Origin of the sequence: Virgifigura deserti (assembly GCA_003576685.1) — a bacterium.
Lineage (GTDB): Bacteria > Pseudomonadota > Alphaproteobacteria > Dongiales > Dongiaceae > Virgifigura > Virgifigura deserti.
Map to the genome: position 1 here is coordinate 74069 of QOZR01000008.1, position 20500 is coordinate 94568.

The window sequence follows — 20500 nt, forward strand, 5'->3', positions numbered from 1 at the left end:
AGGATACTCCCGAATGAAGCTCGTGCGTTACGGCCCGGTGGGGCAGGAGAAGCCGGGGCTGATCGATTCCGCCGGCACGCTCCGCGACCTGAGCGGCAGGCTCCCCGATATCGACGGCGCCGCCCTGGCGCCGGAGCGGCTGGCGGCGCTGCAGGCGGTCGACCCGGCGACGCTGCCGGCGGTGTCGGGCAGTCCGCGCCTGGGGCCGCCGCTGACCGGTATCGGCAAGATCGTCGCCGTCGGGCTCAACTATTCCGACCATGCCGCCGAGGCGGGCCTGCCGGTGCCGAGCGAGCCGATCCTGTTCATGAAGGCGACGACCGCGATCAGCGGTCCGCACGACCCGGTGATCATCCCGAAGGACTCGGTGAAGACGGACTGGGAGGTGGAGCTGACGATCGTGATCGGCAGCGTCGCGCGCCATGTGGCGGAGCGCGACGCGCTGCGCTACGTCGCCGGCTATATGATCTGCAACGACGTCTCCGAGCGGGCCTACCAGATCGAGCGGCAGGGCCAATGGGTGAAGGGCAAGAGCTGCGATACCTTCGCGCCGCTCGGCCCCTGGCTCGTGACCACCGACGAGATCCCGGATCCGCAGAGCCTGTCGATGTGGCTCGACGTCAATGACGAGCGGATGCAGGCGGGCTCGACCGCGACGATGATCTTCGGCGTCGCCCAGCTCGTCAGCTACATTAGCCAATTCATGACGCTGATGCCGGGCGATATCATCCCGACCGGCACGCCGCCGGGTGTGGGGCTGGGATTCAAGCCGCCGCGCTTCCTGAAGCCCGGCGACGTGATGCGGCTCGGCATCGAGGGGCTGGGCGAGCAGCGCCAGGACTGCGTCGCTCGGGAGGTGTGAGGAAGGCTCGATCCAGGCATCAAGCCCTGAAGCGCTCTACCGGACCCGGTACTTTGCCACGGCCTCCTCGTTCAGGCTGACCCCCAGCCCCGGTGCCGTAGGTACCGCGACCATGCCGTCGCTGTCGATCGGGAATGCCTCGTTGGTCAGGTCCCAGCGGATCGGCGATTCGCTCGTCGAATATTCCAGGGCCTCCTCGGCCCAATGCTGCGCCAGGAAGGCGAGGTTGGCGGCAATGGTGATGTTGCTCTTGTAGCCGTGAGTCACGACGCGCTTGCCGCGCGCCCGGGCCAACGCGCTCACCCGCATCAGCTCGGTCAGGCCGCCGACCATTGTTACGTCCGGCTGGGCGATGTCGATCCTGCCCTGCTCGAACATGGTCTCGTATTCCCAGCGGGTCGTCAGGCCAAGATCGCCGCCGCCGATCGGCACGCCGAAGCCCTGGAAGCGGGCATGGCCCTCGAGATCGTCCAGCGGCAGCGGCGCCTCGACCCAGGCGAAGCCGTTCTCTTTGAAGATCGGCATCAGGGGTAAGCCGTCCTCGGCTGTGGCCCAGGCCGTCGCGGCATCGACCATCAGTTGGATATCCGGCCCGACATGCTCGCGCGCGGCCCGGATCAGGCGCGCCGTATGGTCGAGGTCGTCGCGCCAGAAGGGGTCGGCGACGATCTTGATCGCCCGCAGGCCAAGCGTGAGGCCGCGGTCGATGTTGCGCCTGACGGCGTCCGGCGTTTCGCCTAGCGGATAGACGGTGCCGTAGGCGCGGAGCCGGTCTCGCTGCGGCTTGCCGAGCAGGGTCGTGACCGGCGCGCCCGCGATCTTGCCGCGGAGATCCCACAGGGCGATGTCGAGGCCGCTGATCGCGTGAATCACCACGCCGCGGCGGCCGTAGTAGCTCGTCGCGTCGTACATCCGGTCCCAAAGGCTCTCGTCGGTCGGGTCTTGGCCGATCAGCACCGACTTCAGGCCCATCGCATGGGTGTGCGAGGCGGGCGCCTCGATGATCGCGCGGATCACCGACGGCACGCTGTCGACCTCGGCCAGGCCGGTGACGCCCTCGTCCGTATGCACGCGGATCACGCAGTCATCGTAGGAGCCGTCGAAGGTGGACGCGGTCCAACCCGGCACACGCAGCTCGATGACCTCGATATCGGTGATTTTCATGGCGCGGTTCCCCCTCATTGACCGACGCGTCGCCGGAGCGAGCTTAGCAATTTATGATTTTGGACAATAGTCCGAAATACTGTACTTTCCGACCGCATGGGCAAAGGAGGAAGCATGCCGAAAGGAGCAGCGGGAACGGAGTCTGGCGCGATGGAGGCAGGGACTGCGACCTCGACGTCGCGCAGCGTCCGCCGTGCGCTCGACATCCTGGAGCTGATGCTGGCGCGGGTGGAGCCGTTGAGCGTGGCGGAGCTTGTTCGCCTGCTTCGAATTCCAAAATCCACGGCTTATGAGCTGGTGCGGACCTTGGCGCAGGCCGGCTATATCGAACGGGCAACCGCAGCCGGTGCCTATGGCCTTGGGCGCAAGCTCTTCGAGCTGGGCATGGCCTATCGTAGCCAGGTGGACCTTCTGAAGGAGGGCGGTCAGATCGTCGAGGAGCTGCGGGACGAGACGGGAGAGACCGTGCAGCTCTCGGTGCTCGAGCACGACATGATGCTGGTGCTGGTCAAGGAGGAGAGCCCGCAGCCAATCCGCATTATCTCCCGCGTTGGTAGCCGCGTCCCGGTGAACTGGGCGGCGGCCGGCCGCCTGCTGGTCTCCGATCTGGACGATGACACGCTTCGCGCGCTTCTGAAATCGATCGTCCGGCCGTCGCCGACCGGTCGCGCGCCGACCGACATCGACGACCTGGTGATGCAGATCCGCAAGTTCCGAAAGCAGGGCTACGCGGTCGAGCTGAACGAGGCGAACGAGCATGCGGGCTGCGTCGCAGCGCCGGTGATCGACGCGACCGGCGACTGCGTTGCTGCGGTCAGCATCGTCGCGCCGGAGCAGCGGCTGCAGAAGAAGCAGCGGGAGACGTTGATCGCCGCAGTCAAAGCTGCGGCCAACAAGCTCTCTCACAGGCTGGGTGGATGACATCTGCCGTTCTCTACGCAACCCCCCGGCTGGCATGGAGGGCCTGTAGCTGCTCGAGAAGCGCCGCCTCGCCGATGGCGCCGCGAAGATGCGCTTCGACCAGATCTCCCCCCGCCCGCTGGAACCTGAGATAGCCGGCGTAGCGCGGCCGAATCCAGGCCTGCTCCATGGTCGGAAGCGTGTCGCGGAAGCAATTCCCGAAGCGCGCATTAAGCGCGGGATCGCGCCAGGCATCGAGCCGCGCCGGCTGGCCATGATTCAGGGCGAACTGCCGCTGTGTCTCCGCTTCCATCAGGAACCGCACATAGGCGAGGGCCGCCTCCGGGTGTGCGGTCCGCGCCGAGACGCCGACGCCTGTCCCGCCGACCGTCGAGCCGGCCGGCGAGGCGCGGCGCAACCCCGGCAGATCGGCGAAGGCGAGGGGGCGCGGAATGTCAGCCTCGGCGTAGGCGGCATAACAATAGACCGCCGGGCAATAGACCAGATCGTCACGCGCCACCATCGCGTCATGCAGCGCGATGCTGTTCCAGTCGAGCGCCTCTGGCGGGCAGAAATCGATCAGCCGGCGCATCGCTTCGAGTGCCTCGGCCGCCGTATCCCGGTCAACCAGCGGGTCGGAGGGGGTGATGGCGCAGGGTCGGCCGAGATTGGCGCAAAGCGTGAAGAACGTCATCAGGCTGTGAACGCCCGCGAAGGCGACGGCAAGCTTCAGGCCCAGCCGCGTCCCCTGGTCGCCAAGCGCCATCATCTCGGCCCAGCTCCGCGGCGGCTGGCCGCCGCGGCGCGCCAGCAGGTCCGGCCGGTAGACGGCGACCTGGCAGGCGGCATCGACCGGCAGCGCCCAGAGATGGCCGTCATAACGGTAGGTCTCGAGCGACGGTCCGACGAACACATCCGCAAGCGCTTCGGAGTTGGCCAGCGCATCGAGCGGAAGCAGATATTGCTTCGCCGCGATGTCGCCGGCGAACGGGTGATCGAGGATGATCAGATCGTAACGTGCCGCCAGCTCCTCGACTGGGGTGAATTCGAAGCCGTGCAGCGGCCGCGAGTCCCAGGCCACGCCGATCTCCGGATGCCGCTTTCGAAACGCCGCAATCGTGTTGACCAGCGGGTGGACGGCGCGTCGGTGCTCCCACGTGATTCCGCGCAGAAGAATGTCAACCATGGTCGAACCTCGTTCATGCCGCGATCTTGGCGTTCGCAGCGATCCTGTTCGCCTTGACGGCGCAAGGCAAGCGCCATCAAGCAAAATGTCCCAATATGTGAACAAAGTTCCGGTATTTCAGAATTGGCGTCGAGGGGCGGATTCGTTCGCAACCAATGCCATCTGTGCGATTCCAAGGCAGAAGGCGCTTGGCCCAATCGACTAAATTTGAGGGCGTCGGTTTTCCGTTTCCCGACACAAACATTCCGACGCTGCCCACCGCAAATCTTCAAACCGTTTGCGCGGCTCTGCGCATCACCCGCAGGTACTCATCGAATTTGGCTTCGAATCGGGCCGCCGGCGCCGAGAGTCCGGCGACGAATGTTGCGGCGGCCCGGCCGATCGGAACGGCAAGGCAGCACACCCCCGGCGCGAACTCCTCACGGTCCGTCGCGTAGCCGTTCTCCCGAACGCATGCCAGTTCCCTTTCGAGCGCCCCGAGAGTGACCAAAGTCCGCCGCGTACGCCGCTCCAGGCGATGGGTAGCCAGGTATCGGTCCCGGACTTCCGGTGCCGCGAGAGCAAGCAGGAGTTTGCCGGTTGCCCGTGCGTGGGCGTGATGGTGATATCCCTGTGGTACCGTCATCGCCTGAATGGCGTTGCTCCCTGGCACCGCCACAAGATTGACGATCTCTCCGGCCCGCCAGCCGACGGCGTAAGCGGTCTCGCCGGTCTCGATGGCGATCCGTCGGACCAGCGGCGCGAGATGCTCGGGTGGCGCAAGATGGCGTACGAAGGCATCCGCGAGAATCGCCATCTGCAGTCCCAGGACATAGCGGCCTTCCTGATTGCGCGCGAGCATGCCGCATCCCACCAGCGTATGAAGCAGGTGGTATGTGGCCTGCCGGCCCAGCCCGAGCTTCGCGGCGATCTCCATGGCGCGCATGCCGTGCGCACTTTCGGCCACGACGACAAGGATGGACATCGCGCGCGCCACGGATTGCACCCGAGGCTGCATCGCCCCCGGCGCCTCTGGTGTTAGCGGCCGCTGTGGGGCAGCATTCCTGGTCGATGTCTTGTTGGCACGCATGGTCCCGGTCTCCAGTTGGACGGCTGCGATCGCCAGTTTGGCGACCGTTCTCCAATTCGAGAATAGTATCATATTATGATACATTAATCACTATTTGACACACATGCGCCATCTCCATAAGCTCGCTGATGTTGGGCAATGGTTCGTGCGTCGCGGTTCGGCAACACCTGTCGCGGCGAAGTAGAAAGACGATACCGGTGCAGCCTTTTGCGGAGGCAGAGACCCGATGTCCGATGACATGCAGATGCAGAAGGCGCGGCGCATTCATCCGGATGACATCAGCTTCGCGCTGAATGCCTTCCGGCGGATGGCCTTCATCCGCGCTTTCGAGAAGCGGTGTTGGGATCTCAGCGCTCGTAGCCCCACGGCGATCGCCGGCTCTCTCCATTTCTGTGCAGGACAGGAAGCGATACCGGTCGGTGCTGCCGCGGCGCTTGGGCCGGAGGACCGGGTCATCGCCACCTATCGCGGGCATGGCTGGGCGCTGGAAACGCGGATCACGCCCAGCGAACTGCTCGGCGAGATCTGCCATCGCGCCACGGGAGTCAATGGCGGACGCGCCGGCTCTGCCTATGTCATGGCGCCCGGTCGCGGCTTCATCGGTGAGAACTCGATTGTCGGGGCAGGTGCGCCGATTGCCTGTGGTGTCGCGCTGGCTGCCGCCCGGCAACGGACGGGCAGCGTCGTCCTCGTCTCCTTCGGGGACGGTGCGACCAGCCAAGGGGCGCTGCACGAAGCGATCGTATTCGCCGCCAGCCGGCAACTTCCCGTCGTGTTTCTATGTGAATCGAACGGCTGGTCGGAGATGACGCCGACGCGGGATATCATCAAGATCGACCGCCTCGCGAAGCGGGCCAGCGGCTATGGAATCCGATCCGCGACGATCGACGGCTGCGACCCGATTGCCGTCCGCGACTCGGTCCAGCTGGCGGCGGACGCTGCGCGAAACGGCGAAGGCCCGATCTTCATCGAGTGCCGCACCGTTCGTCTTTGGGGTCATTACAACCGCGACATCGAGCATTACCGTCCGAAGGATGATCGTACGGCGGCAGAGGCGAGCGATCCAATCGCCCTTCTGCAGGAAAAGCTGATCGGCGCGGGCGTGGCGTCTGACGACCGGCTGGCGGCAATCCGGCGCGGCGTCGACGAGGAGATTGAGGCGCTGACCGAGGAAGCGCTGGCGGCGCCGCTGCCGGATCCCGGGACCGCGCGCGATCACGTCGTGGCGCCGCCGCTTGCGACGGGCGCCGTTGCGTCCACCGGCGAAGCGTCGGCCAGGGAGATGAGCTTCATCGAGGCCGTGAATGCGGCGCTCCGGATCGAGCTGGAGACGAGGCCCGAGGCCGTGATCTACGGCGAGGATGTCGGGCGTGCCGGTGGCATCTTCGGGGCAACGCGGAACCTGCAGCGGGAGTTCGGCGTCGAGCGGGTCTTTGACACGCCGATTGCCGAAAGCGCTATCCTCGGATCCGGCGTGGGCGCGGCCATGTGCGGCCTGCGGCCGATCGTCGAGATCATGTGGGCCGATTTTTCGCTGGTTGCCCTGGACCAACTGATCAATCAAGCGGCCAATATTCGCTATGTGACGCGCGGCGAGTGCAGCGTGCCGATGGTGGTGCGGATGCAGCAGGGCGCGACCCCCGGCTCCTGCGCGCAGCATTCGCAGTCGCTCGAGGCCTTGCTGACGCACGTGCCCGGGCTCAGAGTCGGCCTGCCGGCGACGCCGCAGGATGCCTATGACATGCTGCGGGCGGCGGTCGCACATCCCGACCCCTGCATCATCATCGAGGCGCGAGCGCTCTATCAGCAGCGCGGTCTTGTCGACACCTCTCGAGGCCTGCAGCCGGTCGGCGGTGCCGCGCTGCGGCGGTCCGGCTGCGACGCCGCGATCATCTGCTGGAGCACGATCCTCGGAGCCGCGATCGAGGCGGCAGAGGAGCTGGCCGCGTCCGGACTGAAGGTCGCAGTCCTCGATTTGCGCTGGCTGTTGCCGATCGACGACGCGGCGATCGATGAGGTGGTGACACAGTGCAGCGGCCGCGTCGTCGTCGCGCACGAAGCGAATGTGACCGGGGGCATGGGTGCCGAGATTGTTGCACGGATCATCGAACGCAACGCCGGGTGGCTAAGCGTGATGCCGCGTCGGATCGGGGCGCCCGATGTGCGGATTCCGGCCTCGCCGGTTCTGCAGAAAGCCCTGCTGCCGGACCGGGACCGGATCGCTGCTGCCGTGCGCGACATCACCGGCGTCGGGTCGCAAGTCGTGCCGTCAATCAACGGGGAGGGAACCCGGCCATGCTCCTGAGCGTGTGGCATACCTCTTGGACCGTGTCGGACCTCGATCGGTCGGTCGGGTTCTATTGCGACCTGCTTGGCTTCGAGCTTGTCGGAATCAAGGCCAGAGTCGGCCCGTTCATAGAGACGGTCGTCGGCTTCGAGGGAGCCGAGCTGCGGATCGCTATGCTGAAGATTCCTGGCGCCCCGGCGGTGAAATCCGGGCACCACCTCGAGCTGATCGAGTATGTCGCGCCTCGGGGCATGAAGCTGGATCTCAAGACCTGCAATGTCGGTGCGGCGCATCTTGCCCTGGAAACCGACTCGATCCACGCTCTCCATGAGCGGCTGTCGCAGGCCGGCGTCACCTTCGTGTCCGGGCCGGTGCGGATCGAAACGGGCCCTAACCCCGGCGGCTATGCCTGCTATCTGCGCGATCCCGACGGCTTCACGATCGAGTTGGTTCAACCGCCTCCGTCATCGAAAGAAGCGGTGCCGCAGGATGCAGTCGGCAGCACGGTCGATGCTGGTGCGATCGCCCGCGCCCCGACCGCGCGCCGCGCCGAGTCAACGCCGTCCAAGCCCTCCCGATTCAATCTCGAAGGGCGGGTCGCGCTCGTCACCGGCGCAGCGCGCGGGCTCGGGGCGGCGATGGCCGAGGCCTTGGCGGATGCGGGCGCCCATGTCGTTCTCAACGATATCGACGAGGCGGGGCTCGACCAACAATGCAGTTATCTCGCGGGGCAGGGTATGTGTGTCGAAGGGATGGCCTTCGACGTCACCGATGCCGAGGCTGTGGCGTCGTCGATGCAGGATCTCGTGGGCCGTCACGGTCGCCTCGACGTTCTCGTCAACAATGCCGGGATCGCCGTTTACGGCGGCATCGAGGAGCATGGGCGAGAAGAGTGGAATCGGGTCATGGATGTCGACCTGACCTCGCTTTTCGTCCTTGGACGCGAGGCGGCGGCCGCGATGCGGAAGGGCGGGTACGGCCGCATCATCAACATCAGCTCGGTCCTCGGACTTGTTTCGCGACCTGGAATCGTCTCCTACGTCGTGGCGAAGCACGGAGTCGTGGGGCTGACCAGGTCGATGGCCGCCGAGCTCGGCGGTCTCGGAATCACCTGCAACGCCATCGCGCCCGGCTACTTTCGAACGCCGATGGGCGACGTCCTCGAAGCGGACCAGGAGTTCTACCGGATGATCGTCGACCGGACGCCGCTGCGGCGATGGGCGCAGCCGGAGGAACTGCAAGGCCCTGTCGTGTTTCTGGCATCCTCGGCCTCTTCATTCGTCAACGGGCATGTGCTCGTGGTCGATGGCGGCATCACGGCCAGCCTGTTCTGACCAGGGAAGCCATGGCCGAACCTCGTCGATATTTCGATCGTGGCGCCCGAGGCGATGCCGTTCGCCTTGACTCCGCGAAGCAAGCATCATTAAGCTGATGTTCCCGATATATGAACCAAATTCCGATATTTCGGAATTTTGATCGAGGGGACATTCGGCTGGGAACGGTGGCGAGCAACAAAGCAACGGGGCCTCGGATCGATCCGATGAGCACCCGCCGGCCCAGGAGGCAAAACGACTGAGGAGGAAGCGCGCATGAGGAGATTCGCCTGGGGTCCGGCCTGTGCCGTGACCGGCCTGATGGTTTCGCTTGGCTCGACGTCTGCTCTCGCTGCTGCCGGCGACGAATGCGTCAAGGTCTTGGGCTATGAGTGGAGTGGCGAGAAGCAGTCGATGGACCCCGCCGACATGCAGTCGGGAGACGACGCCTACCATATCTTCGCCGTCTACAACCGGCTGGTCGATGTGGACGATAACTTCAACGTCATTCCCGAACTTGCCGAGTCCTGGTCGGTCTCGGATGATGGGCTGACCTGGACTTTCGATCTGCGCGAGGGGGTGGAGTTTCACGACGGCAGCGCGTTCGATGCCAATGACGTGGTCTACACCTTCCAGCGATTCTGGGACCCGGCGCTCGGCTCCGGCGCGCCGGCAGTCATGGGCTTCCTCGATCCGGAAGGCATCAAGGTCGTCGATTCCCATACCGTCAGCTTCACCACCCAGGAGCCGGTGGTCGAGCTGCCGGTTCTGATCTCCAACAAGTTCACCAACATCGTCGCGGAAGGCGCGACGCATGAGGATCTGCGCCTGCATGGCAATGGCACCGGTCCATTCATGCAGGAGCAGTTCACGCCGAATGCGCCGGTGCGGATCCTGGTCAAGAACCCGAACTATTGGGACGAGGGGCTGCCGAAGGCCGAATGCCTGCGCGTCACCGTCGCCCAGGAGCCGATCACGGCCGTTTCGGCGATCAAGGCGGGCGAGGTGGATCTCGTGCTGAATGTGGACCCGTCGCTCATTTCCGCGCTCAAGGACGACCCGAACATCGAGCTCCTGGAGACTGGCGCGTCGAACTCGATGACCCTCTCGATGTGGGTCGACACGCCGCCCTTCGACGATCCCAAGGTCCGCGAAGCGCTGAAGCTGGTCGTCGATCGCCAGGCAATGATCGATACCGTCCTCCTCGGTTTCGGTGAGCCTGGCGCCGACAATCCGGTGCCGCTGGGCTCGCCAGCCTCCTACGTCGAGGAGGCGCCGAAGCAGGATATCGAGAAGGCGAAACAGCTCCTGGCGGAAGCGGGTTATTCCGACGGGCTGGAGCTGGAGCTCTACACCGCGGAGGGCGTGCCGGGCATGGTCCGCATGGCGCAGGTCTATGCCGAGATGGCCAAGCAGGCCGGAATCACAGTGAACGTCATCGTGACGCCGGCGGACAGCTATTGGGACGACACTTGGCTGAAGCAACCGTTCCTGACGTCGGCCTGGTCGATGCGGCCGGCCGGTGAGGGCTTGGCCGTGGCCTATACCCAGAACGCGAAGTGGAAAGAGACGCATTGGGAGCGGCCGGAGTACGACGCGCTGCTGCTGAAGGCCAACACCACGGTCGACGAGGCGGAGCGTTTGAAGCTTTATCAGGAAGCCGGTCGCGTACTGGCGGAGGAGGGTGGCGTCATCATCCCGATGTTCGTCCACCAGGTCTTAGCGATCCGCGACGAGTGCTCCGGCTACGAACCGCGGGCCCAGAACTTCAACCTCAACTTCGAGACCTTGAGCTGCGAGTGATCAACCAACTCGCTGTTCGCTTTCCATCCCGCTGATGCGGGTCCGTCCCTCTCCCCATTCGACGGGGAGAGGGACATCTCGAAGAAAGACGTTTCACGATTGGAGAGAAGCCGGTGTCTATTCTTCGGCTGGTGATCGGCCGGGTGCTGCTGTCGCTGCTGACGCTGCTGCTGGTCTCGATCATCATCTTCGCAATCATCGAGGTGCTGCCGGGCGACGTGGCCTCGCGGATCCTCGGCCGCGACGCGACGCCGGAGACCCTCGCGGCGCTGCGTGAGCGGCTCCACCTCAACGACCCGGCGATCCAGCGCTATCTGAGCTGGTTCGGCGGCATGCTCCAAGGCGATTTCGGCAACGCCCTGACCAGCGCGCGGCCGATTACCGAGATTCTCGCGCCGCGCATCTTCAACACGGTCCTGCTGTCGGCGGTGGCCTTCGGGATCTACCTGCCGCTGGCGCTGATTCCCGCGTTGATCCAGGCGACGCACCGCGAGCGGCCGGTCGACCACGGCCTCTCGGTCGTGACGCTGATCCTCCTGTCGATGCCGGACTTCCTGCTGGCGACCGTGCTGATGATCCTGTTCGTGATCATGATTCCGGTGCTCCCGGCGATCTCGCTCGTCGTCGAGACCTCCACCGTGAGCCAGTATGCCCGCGCGCTCGTGCTGCCGGCGACGACGCTCGCCATCGTGATGGCCGTCTATGCCGTTCGGATGCTCCGCGACAACCTGATCGAAGTGCTCGAGTCCGAGTATATCCGGATGGCGGAATTGAAGGGCCTGCCGCGTCGTAAGGTACTGCTGCGGCATGCGCTGCCGAACGCGTTGGTGCCGACGCTGAACGTGACGGCGCTCAATCTCGGCTATCTAATTGGTGGCGTGGTTATCGTCGAGAAAGTGTTCGGCTTCCCGGGCTTTGGCAGTCTGCTCGTCGATTCTCTGCAGCTCCGCGACGTGCCGCTGATCGAGGCCACTGTGCTGATTGCCGCCGCGGTCTACATCGCCGCCAACCTGCTGGCCGACCTCGGCGCGATCCTCCTCAACCCGCGGCTGAGAGCCGGATGATGGCTGTCGCTCAGCCGACGATGCCGGGGGAGAGCCGCTGGGAGCGCGTCGCGCGATTCTGGCGGCGGGCGCCGAACAGCTTCCGGATCGGCGCGGTGGTCCTGCTGATCCACCTTTTCGTCGCCGCCACGGGGCCGTTCTGGGCGCCCTATGGCCTGAGCCAGATGGGAACCGGCATTCCGCTCGCGGGCATGAGCTGGGCGCATCCTTTCGGCGTCGACCAGCTCGGCCGCGACATCTTCAGCCGGGTCGTCCACGGCGCCCATATCGTCATTCTGCTGTCGCTGTCGGGTACTTTCCTCGGCTTGGTGATCGGCGCCGTGGTCGGCCTGATTTCCGGCTATGTCGGCGGCTGGATCGATGAGATCCTGCAGCGCCTGATCGAGGCGCTGATCAGCATTCCCTTCCTGGTCCTGGCGCTGATCGCCATCGCCGCGGCGGGGCCGCAGCTTGCTGGCCAGCCGATCCTGATCATTCTGGTCGTCGCGCTGGTCTATGCTCCGCGCATTGCCCGCATGGCGCGCGCCGCCGCGGTCGACATTGCCACCCGCGACTTCGTCACGGTCGCCCGGTTGCGCGGCGAGGGCGCCTGGTCGGTGATGCGCCGCGAGCTGCTGCCGAACGCCAGCGGCGTCCTGCTGGTAGAATTCGCATTGCGCGCCGGCTATGCGCCGGTCCTGATCGGCTCGCTCGGGTTCCTCGGCTTCGGCATGCGGCCGCCGACGCCGGAATGGGGGCTGATGATCAGCGAGAACCGGGCTCTGCTGATCGTTTCGCCAGTTACGGTGCTGGGACCCGGCCTGACGCTCGCTTCGCTGGTGGTGGGGCTCAATCTGTTCACCGATGGGTTAGCCCGGATCCTTGGCCGCACCGTGCGGCTGGCCGACGCATGACCACGCCCTCCCCGCTGCTCGAGGTGGTTGACCTTGACGTTGCCTATCGCCACGGCGACGGTTGGGCGCGCGTGCTGCACAAGGTCAGCTTCCGCATCGGCGCCGGCGAGGCCTTCGGCCTGGTCGGCGAATCCGGCTGCGGCAAGTCGACGGCGGCCTATCAGCTGCTCGGCTATCGCCGGCCCAACAGCCTCATTGAGGGCGGCAAGGTCCTGTTCAAGGGTTGCGACTTGCTGGCGCTTGAACGGCACGAGCTCGACCGGCTGCGCGGCAACCGCATCAGCCTGGTGCCGCAGAACCCGACGACGGCGCTCAGCCCCGGGATGCGGGTGGGCCACCAGATCACCGAGGTGCTGCGGACGCACCGGGCCGCCCCGAACGACGCGGCGGCGGAAGCGCGCATGATCGAGCTCTTCCGGCTGGTCGGCCTGCCCGATCCCGAACGGGTTGGTCGACGCTACCCGCATCAGCTCTCGGGCGGCCAGCAGCAGCGGGTGACGATCGCGATGGCGCTGGCCTGCGACCCCGATCTGCTGGTGCTCGACGAGCCGACCACCGGCCTCGATGTCACGACCCAGGAGCAGATCATCGCGCTGCTGATCGAGCTGCGGGCGCGGATCGGCCTGTCGATGCTCTACGTCACCCATGATCTCGGCGTGCTGGCGCAGATCGCCGATCGGGTCGGCGTGATGTATGCCGGCCACATGGTGGAGATGGCGCCGACCGAAATGCTGTTCCGTCAGCCGCGGCACCCCTACACGCGCGGGCTGATCGCCTCGGTCCCGCAGCTCGAGGCGGTGGGGCGACCGACAGAGCGGTCGCTCAAGGGCCTGTTGCGTCGCGACGAACTCCCGACCGGTTGCCCATTCCAGCCGCGCTGCGCCGTCGCCGAGCCGTCCTGCGCTGGCAATCGGCAGCGACTCGAACCGGTCGCGCCGCGTCACGACGTGGCCTGCCAACGCTGGCGAGCGATCGGCGTGCCCGATCTGGCGATGGTCAAGGGCGAGGCGCCGGCGGTGGTCGAGGCGGCGGCGATACCGCTGTTGTCCCTCGACGGTGTCACTCTGGGCTATGGCGGCGCGCGCGGACCACTCGCCCGGCTGCTCGCGCCCGTGGCCTTGCCCGTCGTGCAGGACCTGTCCTTCCGCATCGATCGCGGCGAGACTTTCGCGCTGGTCGGCGAGTCGGGTAGCGGCAAGTCGACCGTCGCCCGTGCGGTCAGCGGCCTGATCGAACCGCTGGCCGGGGCGATCCGCTTCGAAGGCGAAGCGCTGCCGCGATCGGTCGGGGCGCGATCGAGCGAGCTGCGGCGGCGCATCCAGTATATCTTCCAGAATCCGGACGCCTCGCTGAACCCGCGCATGCGGGTCGGTGCCATCCTCGCGCGACCGCTCGAGATCTTCCAAAACCTGGACGGCGCTGCGATCCGCGAGCGCATCGCGCGGGCATTGGACGAGGTTCGGCTGGAAGCCGGCTATGCCGCACGGTTCCCGGACCAGCTCTCGGGCGGCGAGCGCCAGCGTGTCGCCATTGCGCGCGCGCTGGTCGCCGATCCGGACTTGTTGCTGTGCGATGAGATTCTCTCGGCGCTCGATGTGTCGGTGCAGGCCAGCATCCTCGACCTGCTTGCGCGGCTGCGGCAGGAGCATGCGGTGGCGATGCTGTTCATCTCGCACGATCTTGCGGTGGTCCGCGCGCTCGCCGATCGCGTCGGCGTACTCTACCGCGGTCAGCTAATGGAGATCGGACCCGCCGCCGAGATCTTTACGCCGCCCTTCCATCCCTATACGCATGCGCTGTTGATGGCGGCGCCGGGCATTCAGACCGAGCGGCGGCCGCCGGCGACGCAACGGCTCGCAAGCGCGCCCGTCGCCGGCAACAAGGGTTGTGTCTTTGCGGGCCGCTGCCCGTGGCAGGTCGGCCGCCTCTGCGAGGAGGTGGCGCCGCCCTGGCAACTCGCAGGGCGGGATCTGCGGATCCGCTGTCACATCCCGCTCGACGAACTGAGCGCTCGGGCCGTCTGGCGACCGGATCGCGAGGGGCCGCGGCTTGCGGAGCCCGTCGAGCCATCTTTCCTCCCATCTAAAAGCAGGGCCGCCCCGCGATGAAGATCACCGATATCGAATGTTTCGTTCTGCTCGTCCCCGACTACCGTGCCGACGCCTGCAGCTCGGCGCAGGACGATCTCGTCGTCAAGATCCATACCGACGAGGGCGTGACCGGAATCGGCGAGACCGACACCAATCCTTGGGTTGCGCGTGCGATGATCGAGGCGCCGGGCACCCACATCATGGGGCTCGGCCTGAAGGAGATGCTGATCGGCGCCGACCCGCGCGACGTCGAGGGGCTGTGGGAGCGGATGTATGTCGGCTCGGCCATGACCGGCCGGCGCGGGCTCGGCATCTGCGCGATGGGCGCGCTCGACATGGCGCTCTGGGATCTGCGCGGCAAGATCGAGAACAAGCCCGCCTGGCAGTTGCTCGGCGGCGCGGCGCAGCCGGCGGTGACGCCCTATGCCTCGCTGCTGCCGGAGGGCGATACGCTTGATCAATACACGGAGAGCTTGGTTCAGCGCGCGGTGGAGGCGAAGATGTTGGGCTTCCGAGCGGTGAAGCTGGAGGTCTGCATCAAGGGACCTTACTCCCACAACTCGATCCAGATTGAGGATGATCGCGCGATCGCCGAGGTGGTGCGGGCCTGCCGCCAGGCGGTCGGCCCGGAGATGACGCTGATGGTCGACGTCGCCTATTGCTGGCCCGACTGGAAGGCCGCCCTGCGCGCCATCGAGATGTTCGCCGACGAGGACATCTATTTCGTCGAGACGCCGCTGCCGAGCGACGATATCGACGGCTATGCCAAACTGACCGCGGCGTCCGATGTGCGCATCGCCGCCGGCGAGTGGCTGAACACCCGCTTCGAGTTCCGCGAGTATATGGAGCGCGACGCGCTCGACGTGGTGCAGCCCGACGTCGGCCGGGTCGGTGGTCTGACCGAGGCCCGCCGCGTCGCCTTCCAAGCGCGCGACCGGGGCCTTGTGGTGGTGCCGCATTGCTGGAAATCGGCGATCGGCATCGCCGCTTCGATCCATCTGGCGGCGATCTCGCCGACCTGCAGCTTCGTCGAGTATCTGCCCGCCGCTCTGGCCGATTCGCGGCTGCGCAAAGATCTCGTGCTCGACGAGGTCGCACTGGTCGACGGGCGGCTGCCGCTGCCGGATCGGCCGGGCCTCGGCATCACGCTGAACGAGGCGGCTCTGGCCGAGTTCCAGGTGCCATGATGACGGCGGGCCGCAACCGACCGGTCCTGGTCACCGGCGCTGCCGGTTGCATCGGTGCCTGGGTCGTCGCCAACCTCGTACGGCGCGGTATCGCGACGGTGGTCCTCGACCGATCGGACGACCGGCGGCGCCTGCGTCTTTTGCTCGATGAGGAGGAGGTCGCTTCGGTGCCATGGATTACCGGCGACATCGCCGATGGTCCGGTAGTCGACACCGCGGTCGACAAGACCGATGCCGATGCGATCATCCACTTGGCGGCGCTGCAGGTGCCGTTCTGCAAGGCGGATCCGGCGGCGGGAGCCCGGGTGAATGTGGTCGGGCATGTGAATGTCTTTGAGGCCGCTCGGCGGTACGGCATCCGGCGATTGGTCTATGCCAGCTCCGTCGCCGCTCTGCCGGCGGACGGCGCCGTGTACCCCTCGACTCTCTATGGCGTCTACAAGGCGGCCGACGAGGGAATTGCGCGCATCTACGCGCAGGACTGCGGTGTGCCCAGCATCGGCCTTCGGCCCCATACCGTCTATGGGCCCGGTCGCGACCAGGGCCTGACTGCAGCGCCGACCCTCGCGATGCTCGCCGCCGTCGCTGGGCGGCCCTATCGAATTCCCTTCAGCGGCGCTTTACTGTTCCAATATGCCGGCGAGGTGGCCGAGATCTTCGTCCGCTGCTGCATCGACGGCGAGCCGGAACCAAACCGTAGCCAAGTGTTCGACATCGCTTGCGCTCGAATCACAGTGGAGGAGATTGTCTCCGCGATCTGTCGGGCCGTGCCGACCGCTGCAGTCACTGTCGACGGCGCGGCTCTGCCATTCCCCGCCGGCCAAGACGATGGCCCTCTGCGGCAGCTGATCGAGCCCTGGGCGGAAGTTGGTCTAGACGAGGGCGTCCGCCGAACGATTGCACGCTTCCGCGAACTGCTCGACCGTGGCTTGCTCCGTGTGGACGCGGCTTGATCTGATGCATGAATCCTTACACTAACTCTGATGGAAGAGAATTTGCCGTTATAAGGAGTGCCTCCTCCCTCGAGCAGATGCCGGCCGGAATCGCACCAGAGAAATGCTGATCAACAGTTGCTCTGCCGGCCTATCTGTACGATGCGCGACCAGAGTCTGGGTGGGGCCATGCTGGCCGCGAGCTCTATCTGGATCTTCGGCTTCGTTCAGCCGCTATTCCCTGGTCGGCGCGAAAATTTCCCTGCTTTGAGCTTTAGAATTCCCTGTTCCAGTCCGTAGGGAATTCGTCCCTAAGCATTTCGAGTTCCTGCACATTTCGAACTGCAAAGCTGCTGGATGGGCCCAGATCTGACGTAATTCCCTGTATTTTCCCGGTGAAACAGGGAATTGCTGGCGGAGACGGGTTCGCTCGTGACTGCCCCCTCCGCCAACAAGTCTTTGTTTTTTCTTCATTTGCAGGGATTGGCGCGGGCGGTTGAGCCAGCCCGCGCAGCAGCCGAGGCAGCCGTTGCCCAGAGAACGTCAAGGGCAGGCCGCATTTCAGCCCTAAATGCCCGCCATTTTGGACTGGATCACCACTGCCGCCGAAGAGCTTCCGCTCAGGTTTGGCGCATGGCTGATCTAGAGTGATGTGGGCAGCGGTCAGGGGCTGTGATGGGCATCAAGAAGCGATCGATAACCAGTGTTGTGGTCTGGTTCCGCCGAACCTGCCAAAGGTTCGTTCATCCCTATCGGCCCGAGCGCCACTACATGCGTGGAGCGCGCATGCAATAGGCGTGAACGGGCGCCCGCACCAGCCGATTCCCGGATCTCGGACGTGCCGTCTAGGGAAAATCGGAAGACCCTCCCGCGCTTACTGCCTATAGTCTAGTTTCGCGCACTGAACGGCAAGGGAGGGACCGGGCGGCTTGGAGAACGCGGTATATGGCAGTGCCGTGGCGGGCGGAGGCCCGATGCGAGGCCATGCTTCCCGCCGGTAGGAGCTATGATGAGGTCCGCAAGGCCTTCCGCTGGCGGATTCCATCGCGATACAACATTGGGCTCGATGCTTGCGACAGATGGGCGGACGGGTCCGGTCGACTTGCGCTGGTCCATCAACGCCACGACGGCGGCGTCGATCACTACAGCTTCGATGTCCTCAAGCGGCTGTCCAACCGGTTGGCGAACGTCCTGTCGGCGCACGGGGTGCGGCGCGGTGATCGGGTCGGCGTTCTGCTGCCCCAGATGCCGGAGACGGCCTTCGCCCATATCGCAATCTACAAACTCGGTGCCGTCGCCGTGCCGCTGTTCATGCTGTTCGGCGAGGACGCGTTGGAATATCGGCTCGCCGACAGCGGTGCGCGAGGCCTGATCACCGATTCGGCAGGGCTGGCGAAGATCGCGTCGCTGCGGGAGCGCTTGCCCGGACTCGGCGTGGTGCTGTGCACCGACGGGCCGGGGGAACAGGCGCTCGACCTCCGGCGGGCGCTCGAGCGCGCGAGCGACAGCTTCTCCGTCGCGGACACCGCGCCCGACGACCCGGCGATCATCATCTATACCTCCGGCACGACCGGCGCGCCCAAAGGCGCGCTGCATGGGCATCGCGTGCTCCTCGGCCATTTACCGGGGGTGGAGATGCCGCATGAGTTCTTCCCCAAGGCGGGCGACCTGTTCTGGACGCCGGCCGACTGGGCCTGGATCGGCGGATTGTTCGATGTGCTCCTTCCCAGCCTGCATCATGGCATCCCGGTCCTGGCCCGCCGCCTCGCCAAGTTCGATCCCGACGAGGCGTTTCACCTGATGGCGCGGTTCGGCGTCCGGAACGCCTTCATGCCGCCCACGGCCCTGAAGATGATGCGGAACGTGCCGAACCCGCAGGCCCGGTTCGACTACGCACTTCGTTCCATCGGGAGCGGCGGCGAAACCCTGGGCGAGGAGCTCCTCGACTGGGGGCGCAAGACGTTCGGGCTGACGATCAACGAGTTCTACGGCCAGACCGAGTGCAATCTCGTCGTGGCCAATTGCGCGGGCCTCATGCCCATCAAGCCGGGGTCGATGGGACGCGCCGTTCCGGGCCACGACGTGGCCGTCATCGGCGAGGACGGGCGACGGCTGCCGGCCGGCGAAACCGGCGCCATCGCCGTGAAACGGCCCGATCCGGTGATGTTCCTACGCTATTGGAACAACCCTGAGGCAACGGCCGAGAAATTCATCGGCGATTGGCTGGTGACCGGCGATCAGGGAACGATCGACGAGGAAGGATACATCCGTTTCGTCGGCCGGAACGACGACGTCATCACCTCCGGCGGCTATCGCATCGGGCCGGGCGAGATAGAGGACTGCCTTCTGAAGCATCCGGCGGTGGCCATGGCGGCGGCCGTCGGAGTCCCGGATCCCTTGCGCACCGAGCGCGTCAAGGCGTTCATCGTGCTCAAGCCGGCTCATGCGGGCAGCGACGCCCTGGCCGAGGACATCCGGCAGTTCGTGAAGATCCGGCTGGCGGCGCACGAATACCCTCGGGAGGTCGCTTTCGTCGACTCCCTGCCGATGACCACGACCGGGAAGATCATGCGGCGCTTGCTTCGCTCGAACGACAGTCGTCCGTAAACCGGCTGAAACGTCACCGAACTCAGCCGGAGCGCTCCGCCCGTCTCACGGCGGAGGCGTGGCCGCCCGCGACCAGCAGCGTCGCCTCTGCCTTCTGCAGCCGTTCCGGAAAGGGCGGCGGCGGCGGCGCGTCGGTGATCAGCGTCTCCACCGCCGCCAGCGGGCACAGGGTCACCAGCGCGCGACGCCCGAATTTCGACCGATCGGCGACGATGATCGTCCGATCGGCGCGGCGCATCACCACGCGCGAGAATTCGGCCTCGTCGAGATGGTAGTTCATCAGCCCGTCCTCGGCGTCGATCGCGCCGATCGACAGGAAGGCGAGCCGGACGCGGAACTGCCCGATGAAGGCGGTGGCTGAGGGCCCGAGCGCCGCGCCGTCGTCGGCGCGCAGCTCGCCGCCCGCCATATAGACGCGGTTGCCGTTTCGGGTCGCCAGCGTCCGGGCGATGTCGGCGGAGTTGGTCACGACCAGCAGGTTGCGATGATGCCGCAGGGCGCGCGCGACATAGGCGGTGGTGCTGCCGGTGTCGAGCATCAGCGAGTCGCCGTTTCGGACCTGCGCGGCGGCCGTTCGGGCGATCGCCTTCTTTTCTTCCGACTGGACGACGAGGCGCTGATGGAACTCCGGCTCGCTCAACGGGTCGGTCAGCGTGACGCCGCCATGGACCTTGCGGACGAGCCCCTCTGCCGCCATGCGCTTCAGGTCGCGGCGAATCGTCTCGTCGGAGACGCCGAGCTGCGTCGCCAGGTCGGTGACGCTGGAAGATCCGCTGATCGAGACCGCTTTCAGAATTGCCGCGTGCCGCGCGAGCTGATGCATCGAGGATTTCCCTATCTTTCCCACACGGCCCAAAACTGCGGAAAACCGGGGACTCCTGGTTGTCGTCGCTGAATTTCCGGCGCCGGCGGTCGGGATTCTATGGGAATATGCGGTTTTTCCGCAATTCCTCTCGAGCGGAACGGCGGCCACAGCTCGCCGAAAGCCTCGGTCCACCCGTGGCCGAGTGCAGAGGTGCAGCCAAGCCGGGCACCTGAGGATTTCCCCACTTCCACATCGGACGCAATGGCCGAAAACCGCGAGAAGCCGCCCTATGGATGCGAAATTTGCTGCCGCCGGGGGGTTATTTATGGATTTATATG

The 20500-nt window shown here is 65.9% G+C and carries 15 protein-coding genes; 11 read left to right on the plus strand and 4 right to left on the minus strand.

Going from position 1 to position 20500, the window contains the following annotated elements:
* Positions 1-13 precede the first annotated feature (13 nt).
* Positions 14-862: a fumarylacetoacetate hydrolase family protein gene (locus DT069_RS14835; RefSeq protein ID WP_119461097.1), complete on the plus strand. Its 849-nt coding sequence runs from the start codon at positions 14-16 to the stop codon at positions 860-862.
* Between the two features lie 36 nt (positions 863-898).
* On the opposite strand, the gene DT069_RS14840 is transcribed toward DT069_RS14835, so the two are convergent.
* On the minus strand, positions 899-2026 hold the full coding sequence (locus DT069_RS14840) for a mandelate racemase/muconate lactonizing enzyme family protein (RefSeq protein WP_119461098.1): 1128 nt from the start codon (positions 2024-2026) through the stop codon (positions 899-901).
* A 114-nt stretch (positions 2027-2140) separates the two neighbouring features.
* Here DT069_RS14840 and DT069_RS14845 point away from each other — a divergent pair, with 114 nt between their 5' ends.
* Positions 2141-2947: an IclR family transcriptional regulator gene (locus tag DT069_RS14845; RefSeq protein ID WP_162913213.1), complete on the plus strand. Its 807-nt coding sequence runs from the start codon at positions 2141-2143 to the stop codon at positions 2945-2947.
* A 13-nt stretch (positions 2948-2960) separates the two neighbouring features.
* Here DT069_RS14845 and DT069_RS14850 read toward each other — a convergent pair whose 3' ends face one another.
* Both DT069_RS14850 and DT069_RS14855 read right to left on the minus strand, forming a co-directional pair.
* Positions 2961-4112, minus strand: a complete 1152-nt coding sequence (locus DT069_RS14850) for an ABC transporter substrate-binding protein (protein ID WP_119461100.1) — start codon at positions 4110-4112, stop codon at positions 2961-2963.
* Positions 4113-4380: 268 nt separating this feature from the next.
* Positions 4381-5265 carry an IclR family transcriptional regulator gene (locus DT069_RS14855; protein WP_425450253.1) on the minus strand — a complete coding sequence of 295 codons (885 nt, stop codon included), beginning with the start codon at positions 5263-5265 and terminating at the stop codon, positions 4381-4383.
* 142 nt (positions 5266-5407) lie between these two features.
* On the opposite strand from DT069_RS14855, the gene DT069_RS14860 reads away from it, so the two are divergent.
* The 9 genes from DT069_RS14860 (at position 5408) to DT069_RS14900 (ending at position 19357) form a co-directional block, all read left to right on the plus strand.
* Positions 5408-7486 (plus strand): alpha-ketoacid dehydrogenase subunit alpha/beta, encoded by a 2079-nt coding sequence (locus DT069_RS14860; protein ID WP_425450254.1) that lies wholly within the window; start codon positions 5408-5410, stop codon positions 7484-7486.
* A complete protein-coding gene (locus DT069_RS14865; RefSeq protein WP_119461101.1) occupies positions 7477-8802 on the plus strand; it encodes an SDR family oxidoreductase in 1326 nt (441 codons plus the stop codon). The genes DT069_RS14860 and DT069_RS14865 overlap by 10 nt, the downstream gene beginning before the upstream one ends.
* Positions 8803-9057: 255 nt before the next feature.
* Positions 9058-10584, plus strand: coding sequence for an ABC transporter substrate-binding protein (locus tag DT069_RS14870; protein ID WP_119461102.1), 1527 nt, complete (start codon positions 9058-9060; stop codon positions 10582-10584).
* Between the two features lie 113 nt (positions 10585-10697).
* Positions 10698-11648 carry an ABC transporter permease gene (locus DT069_RS14875; RefSeq protein ID WP_119461103.1) on the plus strand — a complete coding sequence of 317 codons (951 nt, stop codon included), beginning with the start codon at positions 10698-10700 and terminating at the stop codon, positions 11646-11648.
* Positions 11645-12541 carry an ABC transporter permease gene (locus DT069_RS14880; protein WP_425450255.1) on the plus strand — a complete coding sequence of 299 codons (897 nt, stop codon included), beginning with the start codon at positions 11645-11647 and terminating at the stop codon, positions 12539-12541. Before DT069_RS14875 ends, DT069_RS14880 begins: the two co-directional genes overlap by 4 nt.
* Complete coding sequence (locus DT069_RS14885; protein ID WP_119461104.1) at positions 12538-14649, plus strand: dipeptide ABC transporter ATP-binding protein; 2112 nt, start codon at positions 12538-12540, stop codon at positions 14647-14649. Before DT069_RS14880 ends, DT069_RS14885 begins: the two co-directional genes overlap by 4 nt.
* Positions 14646-15818 carry a mandelate racemase/muconate lactonizing enzyme family protein gene (locus tag DT069_RS14890; protein WP_119461105.1) on the plus strand — a complete coding sequence of 391 codons (1173 nt, stop codon included), beginning with the start codon at positions 14646-14648 and terminating at the stop codon, positions 15816-15818. Before DT069_RS14885 ends, DT069_RS14890 begins: the two co-directional genes overlap by 4 nt.
* Positions 15815-16771 carry an NAD-dependent epimerase/dehydratase family protein gene (locus DT069_RS14895; protein WP_119461106.1) on the plus strand — a complete coding sequence of 319 codons (957 nt, stop codon included), beginning with the start codon at positions 15815-15817 and terminating at the stop codon, positions 16769-16771. The genes DT069_RS14890 and DT069_RS14895 overlap by 4 nt, the downstream gene beginning before the upstream one ends.
* Before the next feature lie 963 nt (positions 16772-17734).
* Positions 17735-19357 carry an acyl-CoA synthetase gene (locus DT069_RS14900; RefSeq protein ID WP_119461266.1) on the plus strand — a complete coding sequence of 541 codons (1623 nt, stop codon included), beginning with the start codon at positions 17735-17737 and terminating at the stop codon, positions 19355-19357.
* 22 nt (positions 19358-19379) lie between these two features.
* Here DT069_RS14900 and DT069_RS14905 read toward each other — a convergent pair whose 3' ends face one another.
* Complete coding sequence (locus tag DT069_RS14905) at positions 19380-20180, minus strand: DeoR/GlpR family DNA-binding transcription regulator (RefSeq protein WP_119461107.1); 801 nt, start codon at positions 20178-20180, stop codon at positions 19380-19382.
* Positions 20181-20500 lie beyond the last annotated feature (320 nt).